The 25,467-nt window shown below is 69.9% G+C and carries 25 protein-coding genes; 15 read left to right on the top strand and 10 right to left on the bottom strand.

Annotated features, from left to right (window positions below; all coding sequences use genetic code 11):
* Window positions 1–26 precede the first annotated feature (26 nt).
* The 6 genes from ACEN9J_RS05360 to ACEN9J_RS05385 form a co-directional block, all read right to left on the bottom strand.
* The gene (locus tag ACEN9J_RS05360; RefSeq protein ID WP_413763527.1) at window positions 27–704 is read right to left on the bottom strand and encodes a DUF3540 domain-containing protein; all 678 of its coding nucleotides are present in this window, start codon (window positions 702–704) and stop codon (window positions 27–29) included.
* Complete coding sequence (locus ACEN9J_RS05365; protein WP_413763528.1) at window positions 701–1,834, bottom strand: pentapeptide repeat-containing protein; 1,134 nt, start codon at window positions 1,832–1,834, stop codon at window positions 701–703. The genes ACEN9J_RS05360 and ACEN9J_RS05365 overlap by 4 nt, the downstream gene beginning before the upstream one ends.
* Complete coding sequence (locus ACEN9J_RS05370) at window positions 1,831–4,488, bottom strand: DUF2169 domain-containing protein (protein ID WP_413763529.1); 2,658 nt, start codon at window positions 4,486–4,488, stop codon at window positions 1,831–1,833. Before ACEN9J_RS05370 ends, ACEN9J_RS05365 begins: the two co-directional genes overlap by 4 nt.
* Window positions 4,489–4,502: 14 nt before the next feature.
* Entirely contained in the window at window positions 4,503–4,940 is a 438-nt protein-coding gene (locus ACEN9J_RS05375) for a hypothetical protein (RefSeq protein WP_057590260.1), read from the bottom strand.
* A 12-nt stretch (window positions 4,941–4,952) separates the two neighbouring features.
* The gene (locus tag ACEN9J_RS05380) at window positions 4,953–7,298 is read right to left on the bottom strand and encodes a type VI secretion system Vgr family protein (RefSeq protein WP_413763530.1); all 2,346 of its coding nucleotides are present in this window, start codon (window positions 7,296–7,298) and stop codon (window positions 4,953–4,955) included.
* A 166-nt stretch (window positions 7,299–7,464) separates the two neighbouring features.
* The gene (locus tag ACEN9J_RS05385) at window positions 7,465–8,601 is read right to left on the bottom strand and encodes an iron-containing alcohol dehydrogenase (protein WP_057590258.1); all 1,137 of its coding nucleotides are present in this window, start codon (window positions 8,599–8,601) and stop codon (window positions 7,465–7,467) included.
* Window positions 8,602–8,740: 139 nt separating this feature from the next.
* Between ACEN9J_RS05385 and ACEN9J_RS05390 the strand changes: the two genes are divergently transcribed.
* The gene (locus ACEN9J_RS05390; RefSeq protein WP_413763531.1) at window positions 8,741–9,703 is read left to right on the top strand and encodes an alpha/beta hydrolase; all 963 of its coding nucleotides are present in this window, start codon (window positions 8,741–8,743) and stop codon (window positions 9,701–9,703) included.
* Window positions 9,704–9,737: 34 nt separating this feature from the next.
* A complete protein-coding gene (locus tag ACEN9J_RS05395; RefSeq protein ID WP_261205728.1) occupies window positions 9,738–10,598 on the top strand; it encodes a YbgC/FadM family acyl-CoA thioesterase in 861 nt (286 codons plus the stop codon).
* A gap of 7 nt (window positions 10,599–10,605) precedes the next feature.
* On the opposite strand, the gene ACEN9J_RS05400 is transcribed toward ACEN9J_RS05395, so the two are convergent.
* On the bottom strand, window positions 10,606–11,514 hold the full coding sequence (locus ACEN9J_RS05400) for a hypothetical protein (protein WP_413763532.1): 909 nt from the start codon (window positions 11,512–11,514) through the stop codon (window positions 10,606–10,608).
* Between the two features lie 215 nt (window positions 11,515–11,729).
* Window positions 11,730–12,662, bottom strand: coding sequence for a YgfZ/GcvT domain-containing protein (locus tag ACEN9J_RS05405; protein ID WP_413763533.1), 933 nt, complete (start codon window positions 12,660–12,662; stop codon window positions 11,730–11,732).
* Between the two features lie 159 nt (window positions 12,663–12,821).
* On the opposite strand from ACEN9J_RS05405, the gene mltG reads away from it, so the two are divergent.
* The 13 genes from mltG to ACEN9J_RS05470 all read left to right on the top strand — a co-directional run bounded on the left by mltG (window position 12,822) and on the right by ACEN9J_RS05470 (window position 24,067).
* Window positions 12,822–13,844, top strand: coding sequence for an endolytic transglycosylase MltG (gene mltG, locus ACEN9J_RS05410; protein ID WP_261205732.1), 1,023 nt, complete (start codon window positions 12,822–12,824; stop codon window positions 13,842–13,844).
* Entirely contained in the window at window positions 13,841–14,503 is a 663-nt protein-coding gene (gene tmk, locus ACEN9J_RS05415; protein ID WP_413763534.1) for a dTMP kinase, read from the top strand. The genes mltG and tmk overlap by 4 nt, the downstream gene beginning before the upstream one ends.
* The gene (locus ACEN9J_RS05420) at window positions 14,500–15,513 is read left to right on the top strand and encodes a DNA polymerase (RefSeq protein WP_057590251.1); all 1,014 of its coding nucleotides are present in this window, start codon (window positions 14,500–14,502) and stop codon (window positions 15,511–15,513) included. Before tmk ends, ACEN9J_RS05420 begins: the two co-directional genes overlap by 4 nt.
* Window positions 15,510–15,926 carry a PilZ domain-containing protein gene (locus tag ACEN9J_RS05425; protein WP_057590250.1) on the top strand — a complete coding sequence of 139 codons (417 nt, stop codon included), beginning with the start codon at window positions 15,510–15,512 and terminating at the stop codon, window positions 15,924–15,926. The genes ACEN9J_RS05420 and ACEN9J_RS05425 overlap by 4 nt, the downstream gene beginning before the upstream one ends.
* 74 nt (window positions 15,927–16,000) lie before the next feature.
* A complete protein-coding gene (locus tag ACEN9J_RS05430; protein ID WP_413763535.1) occupies window positions 16,001–16,807 on the top strand; it encodes a TatD family hydrolase in 807 nt (268 codons plus the stop codon).
* Complete coding sequence (locus ACEN9J_RS05435) at window positions 16,807–17,472, top strand: ankyrin repeat domain-containing protein (protein WP_413763536.1); 666 nt, start codon at window positions 16,807–16,809, stop codon at window positions 17,470–17,472. Before ACEN9J_RS05430 ends, ACEN9J_RS05435 begins: the two co-directional genes overlap by 1 nt.
* A 161-nt stretch (window positions 17,473–17,633) precedes the next feature.
* Window positions 17,634–17,849 carry a hypothetical protein gene (locus ACEN9J_RS05440; RefSeq protein WP_413763537.1) on the top strand — a complete coding sequence of 72 codons (216 nt, stop codon included), beginning with the start codon at window positions 17,634–17,636 and terminating at the stop codon, window positions 17,847–17,849.
* 376 nt (window positions 17,850–18,225) lie between these two features.
* Window positions 18,226–18,678 (top strand): hypothetical protein, encoded by a 453-nt coding sequence (locus ACEN9J_RS05445; protein WP_413763538.1) that lies wholly within the window; start codon window positions 18,226–18,228, stop codon window positions 18,676–18,678.
* Window positions 18,679–18,826: 148 nt separating this feature from the next.
* On the top strand, window positions 18,827–19,420 hold the full coding sequence (locus ACEN9J_RS05450; protein ID WP_413763539.1) for a phosphatase PAP2 family protein: 594 nt from the start codon (window positions 18,827–18,829) through the stop codon (window positions 19,418–19,420).
* Window positions 19,421–19,494: 74 nt separating this feature from the next.
* Window positions 19,495–20,781 carry an acyl-CoA dehydrogenase family protein gene (locus tag ACEN9J_RS05455; protein WP_296733327.1) on the top strand — a complete coding sequence of 429 codons (1,287 nt, stop codon included), beginning with the start codon at window positions 19,495–19,497 and terminating at the stop codon, window positions 20,779–20,781.
* Window positions 20,782–20,953: 172 nt separating this feature from the next.
* A complete protein-coding gene (locus ACEN9J_RS05460) occupies window positions 20,954–22,066 on the top strand; it encodes an ABC transporter permease (RefSeq protein WP_413763540.1) in 1,113 nt (370 codons plus the stop codon).
* Window positions 22,060–22,866, top strand: a complete 807-nt coding sequence (locus ACEN9J_RS05465) for an ABC transporter ATP-binding protein (RefSeq protein WP_413763541.1) — start codon at window positions 22,060–22,062, stop codon at window positions 22,864–22,866. The genes ACEN9J_RS05460 and ACEN9J_RS05465 overlap by 7 nt, the downstream gene beginning before the upstream one ends.
* Before the next feature lie 25 nt (window positions 22,867–22,891).
* Entirely contained in the window at window positions 22,892–24,067 is a 1,176-nt protein-coding gene (locus ACEN9J_RS05470) for a c-type cytochrome (RefSeq protein ID WP_413763542.1), read from the top strand.
* Window positions 24,068–24,084: 17 nt separating this feature from the next.
* On the opposite strand, the gene ACEN9J_RS05475 is transcribed toward ACEN9J_RS05470, so the two are convergent.
* Window positions 24,085–24,285, bottom strand: coding sequence for a hypothetical protein (locus ACEN9J_RS05475; RefSeq protein WP_057607172.1), 201 nt, complete (start codon window positions 24,283–24,285; stop codon window positions 24,085–24,087).
* A 102-nt stretch (window positions 24,286–24,387) separates the two neighbouring features.
* On the bottom strand, window positions 24,388–25,428 hold the full coding sequence (gene mgrA / locus ACEN9J_RS05480; protein ID WP_057590240.1) for an L-glyceraldehyde 3-phosphate reductase: 1,041 nt from the start codon (window positions 25,426–25,428) through the stop codon (window positions 24,388–24,390).
* Window positions 25,429–25,467: the final 39 nt, after the last annotated feature.

A 25,467-nucleotide genomic window follows, 5' to 3' on the forward strand; every position in this document is an offset into this window, starting at 1 on the left:
CTGTCGTCGGTGGTCGATGGCGCGGGTCAGCCCATGTGGATCTGCTCGGCATCCACCTTGACCAGTCCCTTGCTGCTCACCAGCGTGTTCTTCGCATGCAGCCGCAGGGTCTCCTCGGCCTGGTAGTCGATCTGCCCCGCGCGCACCTGCTCGACCTCCTCGGTGAGCCTGAAGCTCGAGCGCGTGAGCACGCTGAGCCGGTCGAGCACGGTCTCGCAGGTGCGGCCGACGAAGCGCGCGATCAGTGTGGTGATGCGCACTTCGCCGCCGCGGTAGTCCATCTCGCCGATCTCGACCTCTGCCTTGCGTGCCTGCAGATCGAGTTCGGGCGCGGCCAGTTCGAGCCGGGTGCCGGCCTGCAGCGTGAGCACGCCGTCGACCGCGAGCCGCGCCTGTGCGGGATAGGCCTGCGTGATGACGGCGATCAGGTAGGCCTGGTCGCGCCGCGGCCCGGCCACCAGCACCGTGTCGCCGACCGAGGGCTGCAGCAGGCAGCTCGCGGCGCGCGGGCAGTGCCAGCGTTCGCCGCCGGCCTGGGCCTCGACTTGGAAGACATCGCCGGGCAGCGCCTGCAGCACGGTGCCGAGCGCGTTGCCGGTCCAGGCGGCGGGCGCGGGCAGTGGACGGCGCAGCAAGGCCTGCATGTCCGGTGCGTGGTGCGCGGTAGGAGCGGAGGCGCGTTCGCGCAGGGCGGCGGGGCTCATGGTGCGAGGTCCTCGAGGTCGTCGGAAGTGGAAGGCAGCGGCCGGCCGAAACCGTCGCGGCCCGCGCGTTGCGGCCGGTCCTGGCGTGCGGCCGAGAAGCGTTCGGCCTCGAACAGGGCCGGGTCGCTGTCGAGCACGCCGCCGCGCTCGCCCCATCGGGTGCCGGACTGCAGCGCGCGGTGCATCTGCGTGCGCTCGAAGAAGGCGCCGCGCAGGTCGGCCTCGCCGAGGTCGGCATAGGCGAAGTCCGCATACACGAGCCGGCTGCGCGCGAACGAGGTGCGGCGGCACCGCGCGCGATGGAACACGCACTGCTCGAGCCGCGCATCCGACAGGTCGGCGTCGTCGAGCCGCGCACCAACCCACAGGCTCTGGTCGAAATGGCCGCCGCGCGCATCGGCCTGGCGCAGGTCGGCCTCGGGAAACAGGCACTGCGGCGCATGCACCGCGGTGAGCACCGCGCGCGCGAGCTTCGCGCCCTTGAAGTTGCACTGGACCAGCGTCGCGCGGTCGAAGTTGCAGCCGCCGAGGTCGGCATCGATGAACTGGCAGAGCCGGAACTGCTGGCCCGAGAAGTCCTGGCCCGCGAGATCGGCCTCGCTGAAGATCACGTTGTGGAAGCTGGCGCCCGTGAAGCGCGCGTCGCGCAGCGCGGCGCGGTAGTAGACGGTGGTGTCGAACGTCACCGCGTCGAAGCGGGTGCCGGCCAGGCTCGATTCGCCGAACACGGCCTTCGTGAGGTCCGCACCCGCGAAGCTAGTGCCATCGAGCCGGCTCTGGTGAAAGGCAGCGAGATCGGCCTTGGCCTCGGCGGCATCGGCCTCGTGCAGCTCGCAATCGCTGAAAGCCGCGCGGCTCATCGTGGCGCCGCGCAGGCTCGCGCGCGCCAGGCTGCAGCGGTGGAAGCCCGCGCGCTGCAGGTCGGCCCCGTCGAGCACGGCACCGTCGAAGCGGCAGGCATCGAAGGCCGACTCGGCGAGCTTCGCGCCGCGCAGGCTGGCGTTGGAGAAATCGCAGTCGCGCAGGGCGCCGCCGCTGAGGTCCAGGCCATCGAATCGCATGCCCTGGAAATCCTGCCGCTCGATGAATTCGCCGCCGCGCAGTTTCAGGGCCAGGGTCTCCGGCGTCATTGCACCGGATCCGCCGCGCGCCGCGGCAGCGTCTTGGCCTGTTCGAGATGGGCGCCGTGGGTGTCGGTCACCGTGTCGATCACGGTCTGCGAAACGTCGGCGCGGAACAGGTTGGCTTCGCGCAGGTCGCAGGAGAGCAGGCGGGATTTCTGCAGATGGGCATTCATGAGGTTGGCGCCGCGCAGCGAGGCCTGGGTGAAGTCGGCGCGGATGAACAGGCTGTCGGGCGCATCGATGGCGCCGAGGTCGGCGCCGGTCAGCACGCAGCCCGAGAGATCGCAGGTGTCGAGCGTGGCGCGCACGAAGCGCGCGCCCTCGAGCTGCATCTCGCGCAGGCTGCAATGGACCAGCGTGGCGCCTTCGAAATCGACCGTGCGCAGGCTGCTGGTGCCGACGAAGCAGGTGGTGCGCAGCGTGGCGCCGCGAAAACTCACGCGCCGGTCGGCCACGGTGTGGGCCCAGGCGCAGGCTTCGAGCGAAGCGCCCGCGAAGTCCAGGCCCTCGACCTCGCAGGCAATGAGGCCGAACTTGTGCAGCGTGGCGCCGCGAAAGCTGCAGTCCACGAGCCGGCTGCCTTCGAGCACGGTCACGTAGTCGAAGTGCGCATCGTCGAAGCGGCAGCCCTCGAAATGCATGCCGAACAGGTTCAGGTGCGCGAGCCGCGCGCCGCCGAAGTCGCAGTGGTCGAAGCGGCTTTTCTCGCTCGTGGTTTCGTGCAACCGGGCGTGCGCGAACGAGGTGCGCTCGCAGCGTGCGAGGCTCAGGTTGGCGCGATCGAGCACGCAGTGGGCCAGCGAGGCATGCGCGAGGTTCGCGCGCACCAGCACCGCCTCGGTGGCATCGGCGCCGTCGAGCTGCGCGCCCGCGAGCGAGGCGCTTTCGAGCAGGGTGCGGTGCAGCCGGGCGCCGCGCAGGTCGATGCCCGAGAGGTCGGCGCCGGTCAGGTCCAGGCCCGAGAGATCGCGCGTGGTCGCCATGAGCTGCAGCACGCGTTCGCGCGCCTCGGCCGCGCGCGTGGCGTCCATCGCATCGGCCGCGCTCTGGTGCTGGGCGCCGAGCCGGTACATGTCGATCAGGCCGCGGCGGCCGTTCTCGGCCGCCTGCTCGAGCGCACGCTGCTGCTCGGGCGGCATCTGCGGACTGCGCGTGGCGGGCGCGATGCCCAGCAGGCCCTGCATCACGGTCTTCGCATCGAAGGCCGGCGGTCCCTTGACCTCGGTGCGCTGCGCGCCGTCGACCATCTCGCCGGTGTCGAAGCCGACCTTGCGCGACTCGGGCGCGTTGGCCTTCGCATGCCGCGAGAGGTCGCGGCGGCCGTCCTCGAGCTTCTGCAACTGTTCGCGCTCGTAGGCCTTGGCGCGCTCCATGAACGCGGGCAGCTCGCTGAGGCTCGGCCGCCTGGTGAAGGGCTCGGGCGCCGCGCGCTCCTTGAAGTGGCGCGGCTTGTGGCCGGCGGCCACGCCCTTGTCGGCGAGGTCTTCGCGCAGCACGCGCGCGCGTTCGCGCATGTTGCGCACCAGCGGCGATTCCTCTTCCTCGAGCTGGTCGAGCCAGGGACCGATGGTCTCGGCGGGCAGCAATTCCTCGTCGCGGAAGGTGTGGAGCGCGCCGGTCTCGGGATCGCTGCGGCGCTGCAGGATCTCGAGGTAGCGGGCCAGCGGTCGCGGTGCATCGGCGGCGCGCTCGATGGCGGGCATGAGGTGCGTGATGTCGGCGGCGTCGTCCTCGGCGATCGCGGTCTCGCCATGGAAGATCAGCGCGATCTGTTCGCGGTGCGGGAAGAACCAGGCCGTGGTGAGCCGCAGCTCGACCTCGTCGAAGTGGCCGGGCTCGTCGCTGCCGGCCTGCGTCCTGCGCGCCACGAAGCCGCGCGCGCGCCAGTCGGGCAGCCGGCCGTGCTGCACGGGCCGCGCGGGATGCATGTTCAAAATCTCGTAGGGGGTGCCGCCCGCGATGCGGTCGGCCTGGGGCCAGCGCTGCTCGGGCACGGCGGCGTTGAAGAGCCGCCAGTCCATGTCCTGCGCGAAGCCGGGGAACAGGTGCTCGCGCCAGTGCGCGCCGTAGTCGCTGCCGATCAGCCGCATGCGCGCGGGCCAGCTCACGTCGATCGCGCCGGGGCAGGCCGGCTCCATCGTGCGGCCCGGATGGTCGATGCGGCGCTGCGGATGCTCGACGTTGGGCAAGCGCTGCACCCACAAACCGTTCACGAGTTCGGGCTGGTGGCCGATGCCCAGCGGGTTGTCGGCGAAGGCCGGACCGCCGTAGGCGCGGCTCCAGTCCAGCCGCATCGATTCGAAGGGCTGCGGTGCGCTCGCGCGGCCGTCGATCCAGTAGCGGTCGCCGAACACCACCAGCTGCCGCGCCAGCGCGCCCACGCGCAGCTCGACCGCGCAGGCCGTCTTCTCGGCCTGGTGATGGGTGTAGGCATGGCCGGTGGCGAGGAACTCGGCGCAGGCCTTGGGCATGCCGAGGTCGATGGCGCCGGTGGGGCCCAGCTCCTCGGAGACCGTCTTCCAGAATTCGGTCTCGGGCAGCAGCACCGGCTGCTCGTCCATCGACACCATGCCCATCACCGTGAGCGCCAGGCGTTGGTGGCCCTGGCGCAGGAAGGGGCGCGTGATGACGCTCAGCCGCAGGGGTTTGACTGTTTTCACGGAAGGACGCGCGCTCAGTGCGAGGCGCGCGGAATCTCGAGCGGCGTGCGCGCGCGGTCGATGGCGAAGATGGAGGCGTCGTTCGGATCGCGCAGCAGGTGCACCGGCTTGCCGGGCACCGCGAACTGCGGCAGCAGCCCTTCGTCGATCAGCGTGCGCACGACGGCGCGTCGTTCTTCCACGACGGCGTCGGTGCCGAGCACGCGCAGTGCGAGTTCGACGGCATAGACGGTCTGGCCCTGCGAGCCGCCGCGCGAGAGTTCATTCTCGGACCGCTTGAGCGACTCGACCACGGCCTGCGCGGGAATGCCGGTCTGCGCCAGCCGCTCCCAGGTCCTGGCCTCGGCCGAATAGATACGGTTCTCGCGCGTGGCCGCGATCACGACCGACACCGCGACCAGCAGCATCGAGCCCATCAGCACCGCGAAGACGATCCACAGCAGAATTTCCATTCGTTCGCTTCGTCAGGCCACCAGTGTCAGCACCTTGAACTTCGCCGCCAGGCCGCCGGTCGCGATCAGCATGCCCTTGTTGGCGATCTTCAGGCCCGTGGTGCTGATCTTCAGCGGCGCGTTCTTCATCGAGAAGATGGCCACGTCGATCTTGACTGTCGCGAGCTGCGCATTGAGCGCCGCGTAGTACTGCAGCCGCGCGCCCCACACGTCCAGCGACATGCCCACCAGGCTCAGCCGGAAGCCCACGCCGCCCACGCGCGCGAGCCGCCAGTCGCCGCTCGAGGCGTAGTTGTTGTTGTAGACGGTGGAGTTGTTGGTGTAGTTGTTGGTCGTGTTGTTGTAGGTGGTCGACGTCGTGTTGTAGACGTTGGTGTTGATGACGTGCTGCGTCGTGTTGTGGACGTGGTTCGTGGTGTTGAAGGTCACGTCGGGCGAGGTGTGCACCGTCGGGCCGGTCACGATGGTGGTCGAGGGGCCGTTGACCGTCGTGTTGTTGACGGTGTTGATGGTGTCGTTGCGCCCGCCGCTCACGAAGCGGATCTCCTGGCCGTCGATGGTGCCGTGGAAGCCGCCGGTGATCGCGAGGTTCACGCCGCCCGTGATGGTGTCGTTCAGGCCGCCCGCGAGGTTGCGGTTCTTGCCGCCCGTGATGCGCTGGTTGACGCCGCCGCTGATGGTCTCGTTGAAGCCGCCGGTCACGTCGCGGGTGTCGCCGCCGGTGATGGTCTCCTGCGCGCCCGCGGTGATGTCGCGCGTCTCGCCGTCCTGGTAGGTGGCCGACTCGTGGCCCTTGATCAGCGTGGTGCGCGTGCCGTCGGTGGTGTGGGTCTCGTCGGCCTCGACCTCCACGTCGAGGTTGCGCTCGGCATGCAGCAGGATCTGCTCGGCGCCGGTGCGGTCCTCGAAGCGCAGCATGTTCGCCTGGTTGGCCGCGCCGCCTTCGCTCGAGCGCGTGAGGATGCCGCTGGCCGTGGCGTTGGCCGGCAGTTCCCACGGCGGCATCTGGTCGCTGTTGTAGACGCGGCCCGTGATGATCGGTCGGTCGGGCTCGCCGCCGATGAAGTCGACGATGACCTCCTGGCCCACGCGCGGCATGTGCATGGTGCCGAAGTTCGCGCCGGCCCAGCTGCTGGACACGCGCACCCAGCAGGAGCTGTTCTCGTCGGCCTGGCCATAGCGGTCCCAGCGGAACTGCAGCTTCACGCGGCCGAAGCGGTCGGTCCAGATCTCCTGCGGGCCGACCACGGTGGCGGTCTGCGGGCCGTTGGTGCGCGGGCGCGGCGTCTTGCGCGCGGGTCGGTAGGCCACGGAGGAGGGCAGCACGGTGAAGTCGAACTCGCACACCGATTCGGCGCTGCCGCCGCTCGAGTACTCGGGCTCCTGCAGGTCGTAGCGGGTTTCGGTGACCAGGTACTCGCGGTTGTCGGCCTCGCGCGGGCAATGCGTGAGCGAGAACAGGTAGCCCGGTGCCATGCCCGCCACGTTGGTGTGGCCCGCGGCCAGCTCGTGCGCGCACTGCAGCTCCTGCAGCCGGATGCGCGCATAGGTGTCGCCCTGCTGGTGCTCGCTGTAGCCGCCCAGCCATTCGTAGACCTCGTACGAAGCATGGTCGTGGCCCTTGGGGTCCTGCTGCACGCTCTGCAGCGAGGCGCGCGACTTGCGGAAATCGAAGTCGTCGAGCATCACGCGGCCCGAGGTGATCTGCTCGGCCACGCGCCAGCGGTCGATGCAGGGCTCGAGCGCGTCGACCACGCGGTCGCGCGGCCGGTACGGGATGCTGGCGTAGCCGGGCAGCGGCCGGTAGGCGCCGGCATCGTCGGCCAGCACCAGCAGGTGCGAGCCGTTCGAATGCTCGAAGTGGTAGGAGATGCCTTCGTGCTCCATGAGGCGGCTCGCGAAGGCGAAGTCGCTCTCCTGGTACTGCACGCAGTTCTCCCAGCTGCGGTAGCTGCCGGTCAGGCGCTTCTCGTATTCGAAGCCGTATTTGCCGAGCACCTCGTCGAGCACCTCGGGCACGCTCTTGTTCTGGAAGATGCGGCTGTCGGTGGTGCGCGTGAGGTACCAGAGCCAGGGCTGCACCAGCGCGCGGTAGACGTAGTGGCGGCCGGTCTCGTTGGCACGGCCCAGCAGTTCGAAGCGCACCACGGTGCCGTTGAGGAAGCGCGGGCCGGCATCGTCCGAGACCTCGATGCTCAGCGAGGTGCCCAGCAGCGTCTTCAGGTCGAGGTTGAAGCTGGTGCTGACCATGTCGACCTCGAACTCGAAGAGTCTGGAGAGGCCTTCCTGTCCCCGCATCGCGCGAAACTTCAACTGCTCGGCGCTCAGTGCGGTGTGGACCCGGATGGTTCGCGTCATTCGAAGGTGTTCCCTGTTCTCGAAGGACCCGGCGGGTGCGGGTCGTCGAGGCCAGTCTAGGAAGCCCTCATGTCATCGACATGACGCGATGGTGCATGCGACGCGCTAAGACCGCGCGCTTAAGACGAACTGTTTATAAGGCCGGGCCAAGCGCCACGGCCCGGCCTCACATCGAGGCTTCGAGCATCGCGCGGTAGTCGTCGCGCGTGGCCAGCCGCGGGTTGGTCTTGTGGCAGTGGTCGGCCATCGCGCCGTCGATGATCTGCTCGAACAGCGCGGGCGTCACGCCCACTTCGGCCAGGCCCCTGGGCAGGCCCAGGCGCGCGTTCATGTCACGGATCGCATCGCCGAGGTCGCCGGCCGAATCGAGGTGCATGGCCTGCGCCATGCGCTGCAGCCGCTGCTCCTTCTGCACCGACTCGGCACCGGCGTTGAAGTGGATCACCGCGGGCAGGAACAGCGCGTTGAGCGTGCCGTGGTGCAGGCGCGGGTCGACGCCGCCGAGGCTGTGGCTCAGCGAGTGCACGCAGCCCAGGCCCTTCTGGAATGCCATCGCGCCCTGCATCGAGGCGCTCATGAGATTGAGGCGCGCCTCGCGGTCGCTGCCGTCCTTGGTGGCGCGCTCGATGTGGCCCCAGGCGCGCTCGAGCCCGTCGAGGCCGATGCCGTCGGCCGGCGGGTTGAAGGCGGCCGACATGAAGGTCTCCATGCAGTGCGCGATCGCGTCCATGCCAGTGGCGGCGGTCAGGCGCGGCGGCAGGCCGAGCGTGAGCTCGGGGTCGCAGATCGCGGCCTTGGGCATCAGGAACCAGCTGTGGAAGCCGAGCTTTCGGTGGTCGTCGACGATCACGATCGCGCCGCGCGCGACCTCGCTGCCGGTGCCGCTGGTGGTGGGCACCGCGATCAGGGGCACCACGCGCTCGGTGATCTTCGGCGAACCGCCCTCGATGGTGGCGTAGGTTTTGAGCGGGCCTTCGTGCGTGGCCGCGATCGCCACGCCCTTGGCGCAGTCGATGGCCGAGCCGCCGCCCACGGCGATCAGGCCGTCGCAGCGGCCGCTGCGGTAGAGCTCGACGGCCGCGCGCACGGCGGCCTCGGTCGGGTTGGACGGGGTCTGGTCGAAGATCGTGACCTCGAGGTCGGCGATGGCGTCGATCGCCTTCTGCAGGATGCCGGCCGCGCGCACGCCGGCGTCGGTCACGATCAGCGGGCGGTTGATGCCGATGCGCGCGCACTCGCTCGACAGCAGCTTCACCGCGCCGAATTCGAACTGGATCTGGGTCAGGTATTGGATGAGGGCCATGGGGTGGGGGAGGGGTTCTCGAGCTGGCAGGCAAGTACGATGGCGGACCATCGAATCTACCAACAGGCAGGCAGCTTGCCCACGAAGAAAACCCTTGACGCTGTCGCACTCGGCACAGCGCTCGTTGGCTTCCCATGACATGACGACGAATCCCCCCGTACCTTTTTCCCCTCCGCTGACCGCCAGGATGGCCAGCGTGGTCGAGCGCATGGCGCGCGCCGGCCACCCTTCGCTCGACCAGCTCACGCCCGAGGAGGCCAAGGCTTCGTACGAGCGCGGCGCGGGCGTGCTCGAGGTGCCCAAGCCCGAGCTCGCGCGCATCGAGGACTTCGAGATCGCCGCGCGCGACGGCCACGCGATCCCCGCGCGGCTCTACGCGCCCTCGGCCGAGGTGCTGCCGGTGCTCGTGTACTTCCACGGCGGCGGCTTCACGGTCGGCAACATCCGCACCCACGACACGCTGTGCCGCGTGCTCAGCAGGAAGAGCGGCTGCGCCGTGGTGTCGGTCGACTACCGGCTCGCGCCCGCGCACAAGTTCCCGACCGCTTCCGACGATGCGTGGGACGCCTTCGCCTTCGTTGCGCGCGAGGGCGCGAGCCTGGGCCTCGATCCCGCGCGGCTCGCGGTCGGCGGCGACAGCGCGGGCGGCACGCTGGCCGCGGTCTGCGCGATCCTCGCGCGCGACGCGGGCCTGCCGCTCGCGCTCCAGCTGCTGATCTACCCCGGCATGACCGGCCACCAGGACACCGAGTCGCACCGCCGCTACGCCCAGGGCCCGCTGCTGACCAAGGCCCTGATCGACTACTTCTTCGGCCAGTACGTGCGCAGCCCGGCCGACCGCGACGACTGGCGCTTCGCGCCGCTGATCGCGGACGACGTCGACGACGTGGCACCGGCCTGGATCGCGCTGGCCGAGTGCGACCCCGTGGTCGACGAGGGCATCGCCTATGCCGACAAGCTGCGCGCCGCGGGCGTGCCGGTCGACCTCGAGATCTACCGCGGAGTGATCCACGAGTTCCTCAAGATGGGCCGCGCGGTCCCCGAGGCGCTGCAGGCGCAGGACGACGCGGCGAAGGCGCTGCGCGAGGCGCTGCGGCCCTGACGATTCCGATTTCATTTCCCTGGAGACAACAAGAATGCAACGCAGTGATTTCCGTTTCTTCCACCGCCTGCGCGTGCGCTGGGCCGAAGTCGACATGCAGAAGATCGTCTTCAACGCGCACTACCTCATGTACTTCGACACCGCCATCGCCGACTACTGGCGCGCGCTCGCGCTGCCCTACGAGGAAGCGATGCATTCGCTGGGCGGCGATCTCTACGTGCGCAAGGCGACCATCGACTTCCGCGCCTCGGCGCGCATGGACGACGTGATCGACGTGGGCATGCGCTGCGCGCGCATCGGCACCTCGTCGATGACCTTCGAGGGCGGGCTGTTCCGCCAGGGCGAGTTCCTGGTCGGCTGCGAGCTGGTCTACGTGTTCGCAGACCCGGCCACGCAGACCTCGAAGCCGGTGCCGGCCTCGTTGCGCGCGATCCTCGAGGGCTTCGAGGCCGGCGAGACGATGCGGGCCATCGACACCGGAGACTGGGCCACGCTCGGCGAAGGCGCGGCGGCGCTGCGGCGCGCGGTCTTCATCGAGGAGCAGAAGGTGCCTGAGGCGATGGAGTGGGACGAGCACGACGCGGCCGTGCCGCACGTGGTGGTGCGCAACCGGCTCGGCCAGGCGATCGCCACCGGCCGGCTGCTGCCGGCGCGGGACGGCCGCTCGATGATCGGCCGCATCGCGGTGCATCGCGCGCTGCGCAGCGGCGGCCACGGCGTGGCGGTGGTGCAGGCGCTCGAGGCCGCGGCCCGGGCGCGCGGCGATGCGGAGATCGCGCTCCATGCGCAGCGCAGCGCCGAGCGTTTTTACGAACGGCTCGGCTATGCGGTGCATGGCGAGCCCTTCGTCGAGGCCGACATCCCGCACATCGAGATGCGGCGCACGCTGCGTTGAGCGTCGCTCAGTAGCGCGGCGGCGGATCGGGCACGTAGCCCGCCTCGGATGCGGGGAACGGCGACGGTCCCGCGGGACGCGGCCAGCGCGGTGCCGGGCTGGCCGGGATCACGCCCGCGGCAACGAGGTTCTCGCGGCTGTCGTAGCGGATGCGCACCACCTCGTCGGGCGAGGAGCGCAGGCGCTCGAAGGTGGTGTGGCCGACGTACGAGGTCTCGCGGCGGCCATGGCCGGTACCGAGGCTGGGCGCGGGCTGGCTGCGCGACTGCGCCATGGCGGAGGATTCCCCGGGCGCCGCGCTGTCGGCCGAGGCCGAGGCCGAGGGTGCCATCGACTTGTTGCGGGCCTCGAGTTCGCCGCGCGGCGCCGATTCCTCGCGGCTGTAGCCGTCGCGGCGCGGATACGGCATCGGCACGGGCGGTGGCGGTGGTGCCACGCGCTCGCGGAACACCGCGACGCCGATCACACCGACCTCGTCGGGGCGGCCGGTGCGGCTCGCGTACGAATTGCCGTTGGCCGTGAACTCGAAGGCCGCGATCTGCGAATCGCTCTTGCGCCAGCCCGCGATGTCGGCGCGCTCGCCGCCCGAGAGCACGTAGCCGTTCTGCTGCACGCCCGCGGTTTCACCGGTCAGCACGTTGACGCCGTCGACCGACATCACGGTCATGAGCCGCTCGCCCATGCGGTTGCGCAGGCGCACGGCATAGCGCGCGCCGGGACGCCCGGCCACCCAGTACTCGCCGTTGGCGCGGTAGACGGGCAGCTCGCGGCCGGTGGCGCGGTCGACCACGCTGACTTCCATCAGGCTGCCGAGGCGGTCGACGGGCGAGGGCGGCAGATAGGGGCGCGCCGGGGTCTGGGTGCAGGCCGAGAGCGCGGCCAGCGCGAGGGCGGTGGAGAAGAATCTGCGGTTCATGGAGGTCTCTCTTTCCTTGCCGGAAGTGGTCAGTGCAGGCTTCTACGGCGCACCGGCGGCAACGGGGTCAAGAAAGACGCACAAAAAAAGGCGCTATCTGAAAGATAGCGCCTTGCGCCCGAACGACGGGCGTTGGAAGCCCAAAACGCCTCACTGATTGGGCTTCAAGCTGCAGCGTGGCGTCGGTGGTCGGCGCCCGGTGCTGTTCGGAGAACTCAGATATCTTCGAGCAGCGGATAAGGCAAAGGTTCCACACTCAGCGCCGGGCCGCTGGCCGAGGCCGCATGCAGGCCGCCGGCCTCGAGCGCCGCGATCTGCATCGAGATCAGCGCGGCCCAGCCGCCGTCGGGCGCGGGTGCGGCCTGCGCGACCGTGCCCACGGGCTGTTCGGCGTCGCTGGCCGCGAAGACTTCCTGGCCGGCCGCGACTTCGCCGTCGGCCTTCACGAGGTAGGTGCGGCGCTTGAGCGTGCCGCGGAACTGGCTGCGCGCCACCACTTCCTGGCCGGGGTAGCAGCCCTTCTTGAAGTTGACGCCGCCCACCGATTCGTAATTGATCATCTGCGGCACGAAGGCCTCGACCACCGGCGTGGTGAGCGTGACGATGCCGCTGCGCACCTCGCTCCACGACCACAGGGCCGGATCGAGCGCGGCGCCTTGCGGCGCGGCGCTGCCGGCCGGGGCCAGCCAGAGCGCGCGCGGCACGCCGTCGGCCGGGTACAGGGAGATGGCGCTGCCGCCCTCGATGCCTTCGATCGCACGGCGCTGGCCGGGCGCGGCGGAAGCGTCGATGCCGTTGGCCGCGAGCGCGGTGCCCGCGAGGCCGAACAACGCGAACTGCTCGGTCGCGTCGCTGAGCTTGGCCTTGGCGCGCAGCACGTACATCGACAACCGCTTGAGCGTGGCGGCCAGGATGTCGCGGCTGCAGACCAGCAGCACCAGCTCGGGCTGCGGGCGGATGCCGATGAAGCTCGCGATGACGCGGCCCTTGGCGGTGCACAGCGCCGCCAGGCGGGCCTCGGCGGCGCCGAGCAGGGAGAAATCCTGGGTCAGCTGGCCATGCAGGAAGGCCGCGGCATCGGGGCCCTCGGCACGGATCACGCCCAGATGGGCGAGGGGCGCAACGCCATTGAGAACGACTGTGGTCATCGCTGAATTATCATGGCCGGGCCCGATTCGTCGGGACCGCGGGGACGGCAGCCTTTCTTCTTGCAGGGCCACCGCCTTGTCCGGTCGCTCCTTTCGCGTCCGCCCCGTTCGGCCCCTTTCATCGCCTCCTTCTTCTTCTTCCGCTTATCCATCGGATCCGTGCGCCGCTTCTTCCTCACGATCTTCCTGCTCGCTGCCCTGGCCGCGCTGGCCGCCGGTGCCGGCGGACTCTGGTGGGTGCACCAGCCGCTCAAGCTGCCGGCGCCCAACGTCGACCTGTCGGTCGAGCCCGGCACCACGCCGCGCGGCATCGCCCAGGCCGTGGCCGATGCCGGCGTGGCGGTCGACCCGCAGCTGCTCTACCTGTGGTTCCGCATCTCGGGCCAGGACCGGCAGATGCGCGCCGGCAGCTACGAGCTCGACCGCGGCGTGACGCCGAAGCTGCTGCTCAACATCCTGGTGCGCGGCGAGGAGGCGACGCGCAGCCTGGTGCTGGTGGAAGGCTGGAACATCCGCCAGGTGCGTGCCGCGCTCGCCAAGGCCGAGCAGCTCAAGCCCGACAGCGTGGGCCTGAGCGACGAGGCGCTGATGGAAAAGCTGGGCCGCCCCGGCCAGCATCCCGAAGGCCGCTTCTTCCCCGATACCTACACCTACTCCAAGGGCTCGACCGACATCGCGCTGCTGCAGCGCGCGATGCGCGCCATGGACAAGAAGCTCGAGGCCGCCTGGGCCGCGCGCGCGAGCAACCTGCCGCTGCAATCGGCCGAGCAGGCGCTGATCCTCGCGAGCATCGTCGAGAAGGAGACCGGCAAGGCGGCCGACCGGGCCGAGATCGCCGCCGTCTTCAACAACCGGCTGCGCATCGGCATGCCGCTGCAGACCGACCCGACCGTGATCTACGGCATGGGCACCGCCTTCGACGGCAACCTGCGCAAGCGGGACCTGCAGACCGACACGCCCTGGAACACCTACATGCGCAACGGCCTGCCACCCACGCCGATCTCGATGCCCGGCAAGGCCGCGCTGCTGGCGGCCGTGCAGCCGGCGCAGAGCAAGTCGCTGTACTTCGTGTCGCGCGGCGACGGCACCAGCCAGTTCAGCACATCGCTCGACGACCACAACCGTGCCGTCAACCGCTACCAGCGTGGCGGCGGCACCCCTGCGACGAAGGCGGCCCAATGAACGCTGGCGGACTCTTTCTCACGCTCGAGGGCATCGACGGGGCCGGCAAGTCCAGCCACCTCGATGCCTTGCAGGCGCTCTTCGAGGGCCAGGGTCGCGCGGTCACGCGCACGCGCGAACCGGGGGGCACGCCGCTGGCCGAGACGCTGCGCACGCTGATCCTCGAGCAGCCGATGGACCCGCTGACCGAGTCGCTGCTGGTGTTCGCGGCGCGGCGCGACCACATCGCGCAGGTGATCGAGCCGGCACTGGCGCGCGGCGACGTGGTGCTGTGCGACCGCTTCACCGACGCCACCTTCGCCTACCAGGGCGGCGGCCGCGGCTTCGACACCGAGGTGCTGTCCACGCTCGAGCGCTGGGCGCAGGCCGGACGCGGCGGGCAATCCGAGGTGGCCCTGCTGCAGCCGCACATCACGCTGTGGTTCGACCTCGCGCCCGAGATCGCGGCCCAGCGCCTGGCCGGCGCGCGCGTGCCCGACAAGTTCGAGGCCCAGCCGGTCGAGTTCTTCCGCAAGGTCGCGCAGGGCTATGCCGATCGCGCTGCCGCCGATGCGGCGCGCTTCGTGCGCATCGATGCGGGCCAGAGCCGCGACCAGGTCTGGCAACAGGTCGAGGCGGCGCTGGTGGCGCGCGGCCTGGCCGGGGAGGGACGCGCATGACCGCGGCGGAACTGTCGCCCTGGCTGCGCCAGCCGCTGGTCGAACTGCTGCGCCAGCGTGGTCACGCCTGGCTGCTGCAGGGGCCCTCGGGCCTGGGCCAGTACGACCTGGCACTCGCGCTGGCCTCGGCATGGCTTTGCGAGCAGCCGACGGAGGAGGGCGCCGCCTGCGGCCATTGTCCGAGCTGCCACGCCATCGAGGTGCGTACCCATGCCGACCTCTGCGTGCTGATGCCCGAGGTGGCGATGCAGGAACTGGGCTGGCCGCTCGACGAGAAGGCCCAGGCCGACATCGACGACAAGAAGCGCAAGGCCAGCCGCGAGATCCGCGTCGAGGCGATGCGCGACGCGGTCGGTTTCGCCCAGCGCACCAGCGCACGCGGCCGCGGCAAGGTGGTGCTGGTCTATCCGGCCGAGCGCATGAACACCATCACCGCCAATGCGCTGCTCAAGACGCTCGAGGAGCCCGTGGGCGACGTGCGTTTCGTGCTCGCGAGCGAGGCCGCCTGGCAGCTGCTGCCGACCATCCGCAGCCGCTGCCTCGGCTTCACCTTGCCCTGGCCCGACATGCAACAGGCCGAAGCCTGGCTTGCGGCGCAGGACGTTCCGGCGGCGGATGCCGCGGCCCTGCTGCGCGCGGCCGGTGGACGCCCGAGCGATGCCCTGCGGCTCGCGCGCGCCGGCCAGTCGCCCAAGGCCTGGGCGCTGCTGCCCAAGGCCGTGCTGCGCGGCGACGTCGGCGCGCTGGCCGACCAGGCGCCGGCCCAGGCGGTCGGTGCCTTGCAGAAGCTCTGCCACGACCTGATGGCCGTCGGCAATGGCGCCGCGCCGCGTTTCTTCGAACCCGGCGACCTGCCGGCCGCGCCCTCGCGGCTCGCGCTGGCGCGCTGGTCGAAATCGCTGGCCGCGTCGGCCCGGACCGCGGAACATCCGTTCAATGCAGGACTCATGCTGGAAGCGCTCGTGAGCGAAGCGCGCAGCACCCTCAATTCAGCCGCTCGCCGCCCATGAACCAACCCGCAGCCCCGTCCGCCAACTCCGCAGCAGCCGCTGCCGCCGCCAACGCCGCGGGTGGCGCCGCGCCGCACCGGCCGAGCGTCATCCAGCTCGCCATCAAGGAGAAGGGGGCGCTCTATGCGGCCTACATCCCGCTGTTCTCCGAGGGCGGCATCTTCATTCCGACCTCGCGCGAATACCGGCTCGGCGACGACGTCTACGTGCTGCTGACCCTGCCCGAGGACCCGCAACGCTATCCGGTGGCCGGCAAGGTCGCCTGGATCACGCCGGCACGCGCGGCCGGCAGCCGGGCGCCCGGCGTGGGCATCCGCTTTCCGTCCGACGAGAAATCGCGCCAGCTCAAGGCGCGCATCGAGGCCGCGCTGGGCGGCTCGATGGCTTCCGACCGGCCCACGCAGACGATCTGACATCGGCGGCGATCCGGCCGCCTTTTGCGCTCGCCAGTTTTCCCGGCTTCCTTCGTTTCCTCAGATTCCTGGCGATGTTCACCGACTCCCACTGCCACCTGACCTTTCCCGAATTCGCCGACCAGATGGATGCGGTACGCGCCGCCATGGCGGCCGCCCAGGTCGACCGGGCCCTGTGCATTTGCACCCGGCTCGAGGAGTTCGACGAGGTGCAGGCGCTGGCCGCGCGCTACGACAACTTCTGGGCCAGCGTGGGCGTGCATCCGGACACGGAAGACACGCTGGAGCCCAGCGTCGACGACCTCGTGCGCCTGGCCGCGCGGCCGCGCGTGGTGGCGATCGGCGAGACCGGCCTCGACTACTACCAGATGGAAGAACGCAAGGGCGGCCGCAGCATCGCCGACCTCGAATGGCAGCGCGAGCGCTTCCGCGTGCACATCCGCGCCGCCCGGCAGACCGGCAAGCCGCTGGTGATCCACACGCGCGAAGCCTCGGCCGACACCATCGCGATCCTCAAGGAGGAGGGCGAGGACGGCTCCGCGGGCGCGGCCGGCGGCGTGTTTCACTGCTTCACCGAAACCGCCGAGGTGGCACGCGCCGCGCTGGATCTCGGCTTCTACATATCCTTCTCGGGCATCCTGACCTTCAAGAAGGCGCAGGATCTGCGCGACGTGGCGGCCTTCGTGCCGCTCGAGCGCATGCTGATCGAGACCGACAGCCCATACCTGGCCCCGGTGCCGTACCGGGGCAAGACCAACACGCCGGCCTACGTGCCGTACGTGGCGCGGCAGATCGCCGAATTGCGGCAGTTGCCGCTCGAGGCCGTGGCCCGGGCGACCAGCGACAACTTCGAAACACTGTTCAAGGGGGTTCTACAATGATGAAGAAAAACTTCAAGAAGCTCGTCTATCTATCTGTTTTTTCTGCGATTTTTTCTGCGCACGCAGGTTCCTTCGAAGACTTTTTCCGGGCCGTGCGCGCCGACAACCCCAGTGGCGTTCGCAGCCTGCTGCAGCGAGGCTTCGATCCGAACACACGCGACGAACGCGGCCAGACCGGCCTGCTGATCGCGCTGCGCGAGCCGTCGCCGAAAGTGATCCAGGTGCTGCTGGAATCGCCGCAGACCAATGTCGAGCTGCGCAACGCCAAGGACGAGAGCCCGCTGATGCTCGCGGCGATCAAGGGACAGCAGGAGCTCGTCACCCAGCTCATCAAGCGCGACGCCGACATCAACAAGCCCGGCTGGACGCCGCTGCACTATGCGGCGACCGGCGGGCACGTGGCGATCATGAAGCAGTTGCTCGACAACTTCGCCTTCATCGACGCGCAGTCGCCCAACGGCACCACGCCGCTGATGATGGCCGCGATGTACGGCTCGACCGATGCGGTGAAGCTGCTCTTGGCCGAGGGCGCCGACGTGACGATGAAGAACCAGCTCGGCATGACCGCCGTCGACTTCGCCAACCGCGCCAATCGGTCCGAAGCCGCGGGGCTGATCGCGGCGGCTTCAGCGGCGAAAGCGGTGCCAAAAGACGGAAAATGGTAAGAATTTACTAATAAATTAGTAGTTTTCGATGCTGGCACCATGAAAGCGTGATTTATTACCGGCTCCGTCAAGTGTCTGGATGATGAAGTTTGTATTTTTTGGAAACAGGCGCGGACAGAATGAGGGCTTCATCGAAGCCCTTTTTTCTGCCCGGAACATCCATGCAATTCACCCTCCAGCAGCTCGGTGGCGGCGCCTTGGCATGGCAGATGTCCTTGCTCGCAGCCATCCTGATCGCCGGCACGCTCGTGGGCTGGCTCATGTACCTGGTCATCAAGGCCGGTGTCCGCGATGGCATGAGCGAGGCACTGCGTCGGCGCCGGCGGTTCCGGCGGGCGGAACTGACGACTGACGGCGGGTTGGACGCGCGGGACTGAAGTTGAGCGCCAGGAGCTGATGGCCAGGAGGCCCTGGCTTTGGATCCGGTCCAGCATGCGGTGCGGACCCCATGGCCGCGTAAATCGCGCCCCATCGCCTTTCTTGCTAATCCGCACAATGTGCATTATGTAAAATCACCTGGCAGAGAAAAGGCGCCCGGCGCAAAGCCGGGCGCTCAAGAACCTGCCGCTGTCACGGCAGGTGCCCCAAGCCAGGGAGGAGGAGTCGCTCGGGACACGCGGATGCTGAACCTCCAGGATTTCTCGCCGTGTCGGACGGCGCCGATAGTTCAGGACCTTCGGAAATGGCTCGAAGTCCCGAGAAGTTCTGCGAGTACTCATATTCCGTTCATATTTGCTGCCTAGCATCCGCCGCATGCTGCTGGCCAGGTTCCGCCGATGGGTCGACGCGCACCGATGCATCGGGTGCGCCATCGGTCTTTGGCTGGTGCTGCTGCATCCCTTCATCTCGGCGCACTTCCACAACGACGGCCTCGAGGACGAGCCCGGCCTCAAGGTGCGCAACGCCGGCGAAACGGTGCGCTTCGAACCCGACGAACGCGCCGGCCATGCGGACAGCCTCGAGACCACCATGTTCGCCCAGGCCTCCTGCTGCACGCCCATGGTCAATGCCTTGAGCACGGCGTTCGACGGCTTCATGGGCCTGGTGCTCGCGCTGCTGCCGTTGACCATCGCCGTGGCCGCCACCGGAATGCCAGGCGTTCGCCATGGACCGTGGCGTTGCACCAGCGCGCGGAGTGGGGCGCCTCCCCTGCCCCGCCCCTGGCTGCGCCTGCCGCCGACCACGGCACCGCCGTCGTTCGCCTGACACGGTCTGGCGGCCTTTCCGCGCCGCACCCATCGCTTCTGTCGCCCCGTACGGCAGGGCCATTTCACTTCGCCCCACGAGACTCATTCATGTCCTTCGACCGCGCGCGCGCCGTCTTCGTCCCATTTCGTCCGTTCAGGGAGGCTCCGTGAACGAATTCCACCTCGACCTGCTGCGCTGGCTCGCCGCCGGCACCCAGCCCACGCCCTGGGTGTTGTCGATCGCGATCGGGCTCGCCCTCGGCGGCGCATGGCTTTCCGCCGCCATCATCGGTGCCGCCGCCTGGCGCCGGCCCGGCAACTGGACCTACGTCTTCTTCGTGCTCGCGGGCGCCGGGCTCACCGCCATGCTGTGCCAGGACATCGCCGCGCGCATCAACATGCCGCGCCCCTTCATCATGGGCCTGGTGCCGGCCTACATATCTCACGGAGCCAGCGCCGCGCTCCCGAGCACGCATGCGTCGGTGATGTTCATGGTGGCCTTTGCCTTCCTCGCACGGCCGGCGCTGCGCGCCGCGGGCGTCGCGCTGTTCGTGGTCGCGGCCGCCACGGGCTGGGCGCGCATCCACGTCGGTGTGCATTTCCCGCTCGACATCGCGGCCGGGCTGATGTTCGGTGCGCTCATGGCGGGCCTGCTGGGTGCTGCCTGGTGGATGCTGGAACTCGGCACGCGGCGACTCGTCGGCCGCATGCCGAGCCTGTCGGGCAAGCGCTGGCCGACGATGCCGAGGTCGCGCGCCTGAAGTCCCGCGGCGCATAAGAAAACTCGAAAAGCGCATTTCCCAATCGAAGGGCGCGACTGCAAAGTCGTCGCCCCATGGAATCCCTCACGCATCCGCCGCGCACCGCGCCCGGCAACCCATCGCCCGCCGCCGAGTCGCCGCGCGCCCCGCAACCGCCCTCGTACGATCAGCTCGCCGATCGCTTCCGCCCGATCTTCGCGCGCATCGCCCAAGGCGCGGTGCAGCGCGAGAACGAACGCCTGCTGGCCCATGACGCCGTGGCCTGGCTGGCCCAGGCCGGCTTCGGCGCGCTGCGCGTGCCGGTCGCCCAAGGCGGTCTCGGCGCCTCGGTCGAGCAGTTCTTCGACCTGCTGATCGAACTCGGCGAGGCCGACTCCAACCTGCCGCAGATCCTGCGCGCCCATTTCGGATTCATCGAGCGCCTGTTCGCCGAGATCGATCCCGCGCTGCACGGTCCCTGGCTGCGGCTCGCGGCCGACGGCGTGATCTTCGGCAACGCGACCACCGAGCTCGGCGAAGGCCCGCTCGGCCAGATGCAGACCACGCTGCGCCGCGACGGCGACGGCTGGCGCCTCGAGGGCGACAAGTACTACAGCACCGGCACCCTCTACGCCGAATGGATCGCGGTCTCGGCGCAGCGCCACAACGACGACGGCAGCAACGACCGCGTGATCGCGCTGGTGCCCTCCGGCGCGCCGGGCGTGGAGCGCGTCGACGACTGGCGCGGTTTCGGCCAGCGTCTGAGCGCCTCGGGCACCACGCGCTTTCGCAACGTGCGCGTCGACCCGGCGCACGTGCTGCTCTACGTGCGCGACCAGCCCACGCCGCTGACCGCGCAGTTCCAGCTCACGCACCTCGCCACCCTGGCCGGCATCGCGCGCGCGATCGTGCGCGACGCGGTCGACTTCGTGCGGCCGCGCAAGCGCGTCTACAGCCACGGCAGCGGCAGCACGCCGCGCGAGGATCCGCTGGTGCAGCAGGTCGTCGGCCAGCTCGCCAGCACGGCCTTCGTCGCGAGCTCGACGGTGCAGGCGGTGGCACGCACGCTGGGCGAGATCGACCGCCGGCGCCAGCGCGGCGAAGCGATCCCCGAGCAGTTGCTGTTCCAGGTCGAGCTCGAGACCGCCAAGGCGCAAGCCGGCATCGTCGACGCGGTGCTGCAGGCCGGCACGCGGCTGTTCGACGTGGGCGGTGCCTCGGCGCTGCAGGAGGACATCCGGCTCGACCGCCACTGGCGCAACGCGCGCACGCTGGCCTCGCACAACCCGACCATCTACAAGGGCCGCGTGGTCGGCGACCACCTGCTCAACGGCGCGCGGCCTACCTTCTACTGGGCCGTGGGCGCGAACGTCTCGTCCTGAAGGCCCCGGCGGCGACATGCCGCAGCCGACGAATCCGCATATCCATGCGTGCATTCATTCGTTGGCCGGGAAGGGTGCAGCGCCAACACTCGCCCTTCCCTTCTTCATCCTCCGGCGGAGCAATTCCCATGACCCTCTTCGACGATCAACCTGCCATCGGGAGCGCCCAGGCATGACCTCGGCCGACCACGCACTCGACGTGTCCGGCGTGCTGAACGCGCCGGAGTTCCGCGGCCCCGCCGCGGCTCCCCAGCCTCGCGCGCCGCGCCCGCCCGCACCGGTGGCCACCGATGCCGCCACCGTGCTCGCGCGCCGGCACGCGCTGCCGCCGGGTCTCTGGCGCACCGGCGTGCTGGCCGCCGCGGCCTGGCTGGCGCTGGGCCTGCTCACGCTGCTGTGGCCCAACAAGCCGATCGGCTTCAGCGACTGGAACTTCACCGAGGAATTCGGCTACGCCACGCTCGTGATCGCAGCGGGCTTCCTCGTCATCGCGCTGCTCGGCCCGCGTGCCGGCCGCGTCGCGCGCACGCTGCGTCCCGCCGGCCAATGGCTGGTGGCCTCGGCGCTGGTGCTCGCGCTGTGGGAGATCGCCACCGCCAAGCTCGCCGTGCTGCCCTCCCCCTTCTTCGCGCCGCCGCAGAGCCTGATCGACGTGCTGCACGAGGACTGGCAGCGCCTGGGCCTGTCCACCGCCTACTCGCTGCGCCTGCTGGCCAACGGTTTCGTGATCGGCGCGCTGATCGGCTTCGTCACCGGCGTGGCGGTCGGCTGGTCGCGCATCGCGGGCTACTGGGTGCATCCGCTGCTGCGCTTCCTCGGCCCGGTGCCGGCCTCGGCGCTGCTGCCGCTGGCCTTCTTCTTCGCGCCCTCGAGCTACGTGGCCGCGGTGTTCCTGGTCGGCCTCGCCACCTTCTTCCCGGTCGCCGTGCTGACCTGGTCGGGCGTGGCCTCGGTCGGCAAGAGCTACTACGACGTGGCCCGCACGCTGGGCGCCTCCGAGCGCTTCCTGGTGCTGCGCGTCGCCATCCCGGCCGCGCTGCCGCAGGTCTTCGTGGGCCTGTTCATGGGCCTGGGCGCCTCGTTCTCGGTGCTGATCACGGCCGAGATGATGGGCGTGAAGGCCGGCCTCGGCTGGTACCTGCAGTGGGCCCAGGGCTGGGCCTCCTACGCCAACATGTATGCCGCGCTGCTGGTGATGGCCGCGCTGTGCTCGGGCCTGATCACCTTGCTGTTCAAGGTGCGCGACCGCGTGCTGTCGTGGCAGAAGGGAACCGTCAAATGGTAGGCGCCGTCCTCTCCCCCGCCGTCGATGCAGGCACCTCCGCCCACACCGGCGCGCTGATCGACATCCATGGCGTGAGCCACTGGTTCGAAGTGCCCACGGGCGTGCTGCAGGTGCTCGACGACATCGACCTGCAGGTGCGCCCCGGCGAGTTCGTCGCGCTGCTCGGCCCGAGCGGCTGCGGCAAGTCGACGCTGCTGCGCCTGGTGGCCGGCCTCGAGCCCGCGACCACGGGACGCATCACGCAGAACGGCGAGGCCATCGAGAAGCCCGATCCCTCGCGCATCGTGGTGTTCCAGGACCCCACCTTGTTCCCGTGGCGCAGCGTCTGGGACAACGTGGCGCTGGGCCTGCAGGCGCGCGGCGTGCTCGACGCGCAGCGCGGCCGGGTCGACGAGGCGTTGCAGCGCGTCGGTCTCACCGAGTTCGCGAAGGCCTATCCGCATCAACTGTCGGGTGGCATGGCGCAGCGCGTGGCGCTGGCGCGCGCGCTGGTCAACGACCCGCAGCTGCTGGTGCTCGACGAGCCGCTGGGCAAGCTCGATTCGCTCACGCGCATCGCGATGCAGAGCGAGCTCGTGAACCTCTGGCAGCGCGACGGCTTCTCGGCGCTGCTGGTCACGCACGACGTCGAGGAGGCGCTGTTCCTGGCCAACCGCGTGATCGTGCTGAGTGACCGGCCGGCGCGCATCGCGGCCGAACTGGTGGTGGACCTGCCCTACCCGCGCCATCGCGGCGATCCGCGCCTGGCCGAGCTGCGGTACGAGGCGCTGCGCCACCTGGGCCTGGACGCGACCTGGTGAGACCGGCCTTCGAGGCGCGGGCGCGATGAACGCGCTGCCCGATGCGGCCTGGCTCAATCTGCTGATCGAGGCGCTGCAGACCCTGCAGTTGCAACTGCTGCGGCTGCTCGATGCGCTGGGCCTGGTCGCGCATGCGCACGGACAGCCCGCCTGGCCCTGGGCCGAGCGGCTGTCGGGCGAGAACCTGCTGATCGACCTGGGCCAGGCGCGCCGGCTCGGCGTCAGCGTGGTGTTGCTGGGACTGTCGCTGGTGGTGCTGGTCGTGGCGCTGCTGTGGCGACGGCGCCGGATCTGGCTGCTGGGCGCCGCGGTGCTGCCCGTGGTGCTGGCACCCTGGCCCGATGCCCACGTGGTCCTCGTGCCCGCGCACCCCACGAGCTTTCAACAACATGCGGAGGGATTCAGCGCCGAATCGATTGCGCGCGGCCGCATGCTCTATGCACAGAACTGCGTGGCCTGCCACGGCAGCGACGGGCGCGGCCAGGGTCCGTTGGCCGCGTCGCAGCCCGTGTGGCCGCCGAATCTCGCCGGACCGCTGCTCTGGCGCCGCGCCGATGGCGACCTGCTGTGGCGCGTGCTGCACGGCACGCGGGATCGCCATGGCGCGCAGACCATGCCGGGCTTTCAAGGCCGATTGAGCGAAAGCGACGCCTGGGCCCTGATCGACTTCATGAAGGCCCAGGCCGCCGGCGAAAGCCTGCGCGTGGCGGGCGTCTGGGCCCAGCCCGTGAGCCCGCCCGACATGGCGGTGCGTTGCGACGGCAAGCCGGTGCGCATGCTCAGCAGCTGGCGCGGCCAGCGCCTGCGGATCGTGGCCGCCGGCGATAACGCAAGTGCGTTGCTCGAGGATCCGCGGCTGGTGACGGTGCTGCTCGAGCCGCGTCCCGGCCTCGCGTCGAATGCGCACGAGCGAAGCATCGCCTGCGTGGCCGACTCTCCGGCGGCGTGGGAGGCCTTCTCGCTGATCGCCGCCACCGAGAAGCTCGAAGGCACGCAACTGCTGGTCGACCGCCAGGGCTGGCTGCGCGCGCGCGGCGAGCCCGGCAAGAGTGCCTGGAGCGACGACGACCTGCTGTGCCGCGCGGAGACCACCTCAGGAACAACGACCGTCCCGGCGGCCGCGGCCGATGGCCTCGGCGCGCTGATCGCGCGCATGGATGCGCAGCCGGTGCGCTTCGTGAAAGGCGGCTTCGTGCATTGACGGCGTGGCGCCGTCGCTCACCACGAATGCATCAGCACCGCGGGCCGCAGCGCCGCCATGGCCTGAAGCCGGCGCAATGCGCGGCGCGGCACATGGCCGTAGGCCGCGCGACGCGCGATCGCATGGGCCGATGCGGGCGGGACGGTCCAGGCCTCGGCGGTGCGCGAGATGACGAGCTGGGCCTGTGCGGCCACGGAGTGATAGGTGCGCTGGGGCATGAGGAACTCGAAACGGAACGCCTCCATTCTGCGCAGCCCGTGCGGCAGCTCAAAGACGGATTGCGAGTTACCTGATGCGCTCCGTGATCCCCGGCCCTGCGCTCAGGCGAAGTCGGTCGACGGTTTTTCCCAGAGGTTCACGCCGCCCTCGACCGCGTGCCGATCGATCTCGGCCAGCTCTTCGGCGCTCAGCGGCGCGCCCCGGAGCGCGGCCACGTTGTCGACGATCTGCTCGGGCCGGCTCGCGCCGATCAGCGCCGAACTCACGCGCGGATCGCGCAGGGTCCAGCTCAGCGCGAGCTGGGCCAGCGACTGGCCGCGGCGTTGCGCGATCGCGTTCAGCGCGCGCGCACGCTCGATGTTGGCATCCGACAGATGCTCGGGCTTCAGCGAGCCGCCGCCCGGGCGGTTGATGCGTGCATCGGCCGGCACGCCCTGCAGGTACTTGTCGGTCAGCAGGCCCTGCGCCAGCGGCGTGAACGCGATCACGCCGGCACCCAGTTCCTCGGTGGCGCCGAGCAGGTCCTTCTCGATCCAGCGGTTGAACAGGTTGTAGGCCGGCTGGTGGATCAGCAGCGGCACCTTCCATTCGCGCAGCAGCGCGGCCATCTCGCGCGTCTTGCCGGCCGAGTACGAGGAGATGCCGATGTACAGCGCCTTGCCCTGTTGCACGGCCTGGGCCAGCGCCGAGGCGGTCTCCTCCAGCGGCGTGTGCGGGTCGAAGCGGTGCGAATAGAAGATGTCGACGTAGTCGAGGCCCATGCGCTGCAGGCTCTGGTCGAGGCTGGCCAGCACGTATTTGCGCGAGCCGCCACCCTGCCCATAGGGGCCGGGCCACATGTCCCAGCCGGCCTTGCTCGAGATGATCAGTTCGTCGCGGTAGGGCTTGAAGTCCTCGCGCAGCAGGCGGCCGAAATTGGTCTCGGCGCTGCCATAGGGCGGGCCGTAATTGTTGGCCAGGTCGAAGTGGTTGATGCCGAGGTCGAAGGCGGTGCGCAGCAGCTGGCGCTGGGTGGCGATCGGCGTGGTGTCGCCGAAGTTGTGCCACAGGCCCAGCGAGATGGCGGGCAGCACGAGGCCGCTGCGGCCCACCTTGCGGTAGGGCATGGATTCGTAGCGCGTGGAGGCGGCGAGGTAGGTCATGGGCGATGGAAGAACGCGAAGAGAAAGAGAAAGGCGCCA

This window comes from Variovorax sp. Varisp41, from assembly GCF_047325085.1.
Classification (GTDB): Bacteria; Pseudomonadota; Gammaproteobacteria; order Burkholderiales; family Burkholderiaceae_C; genus Variovorax.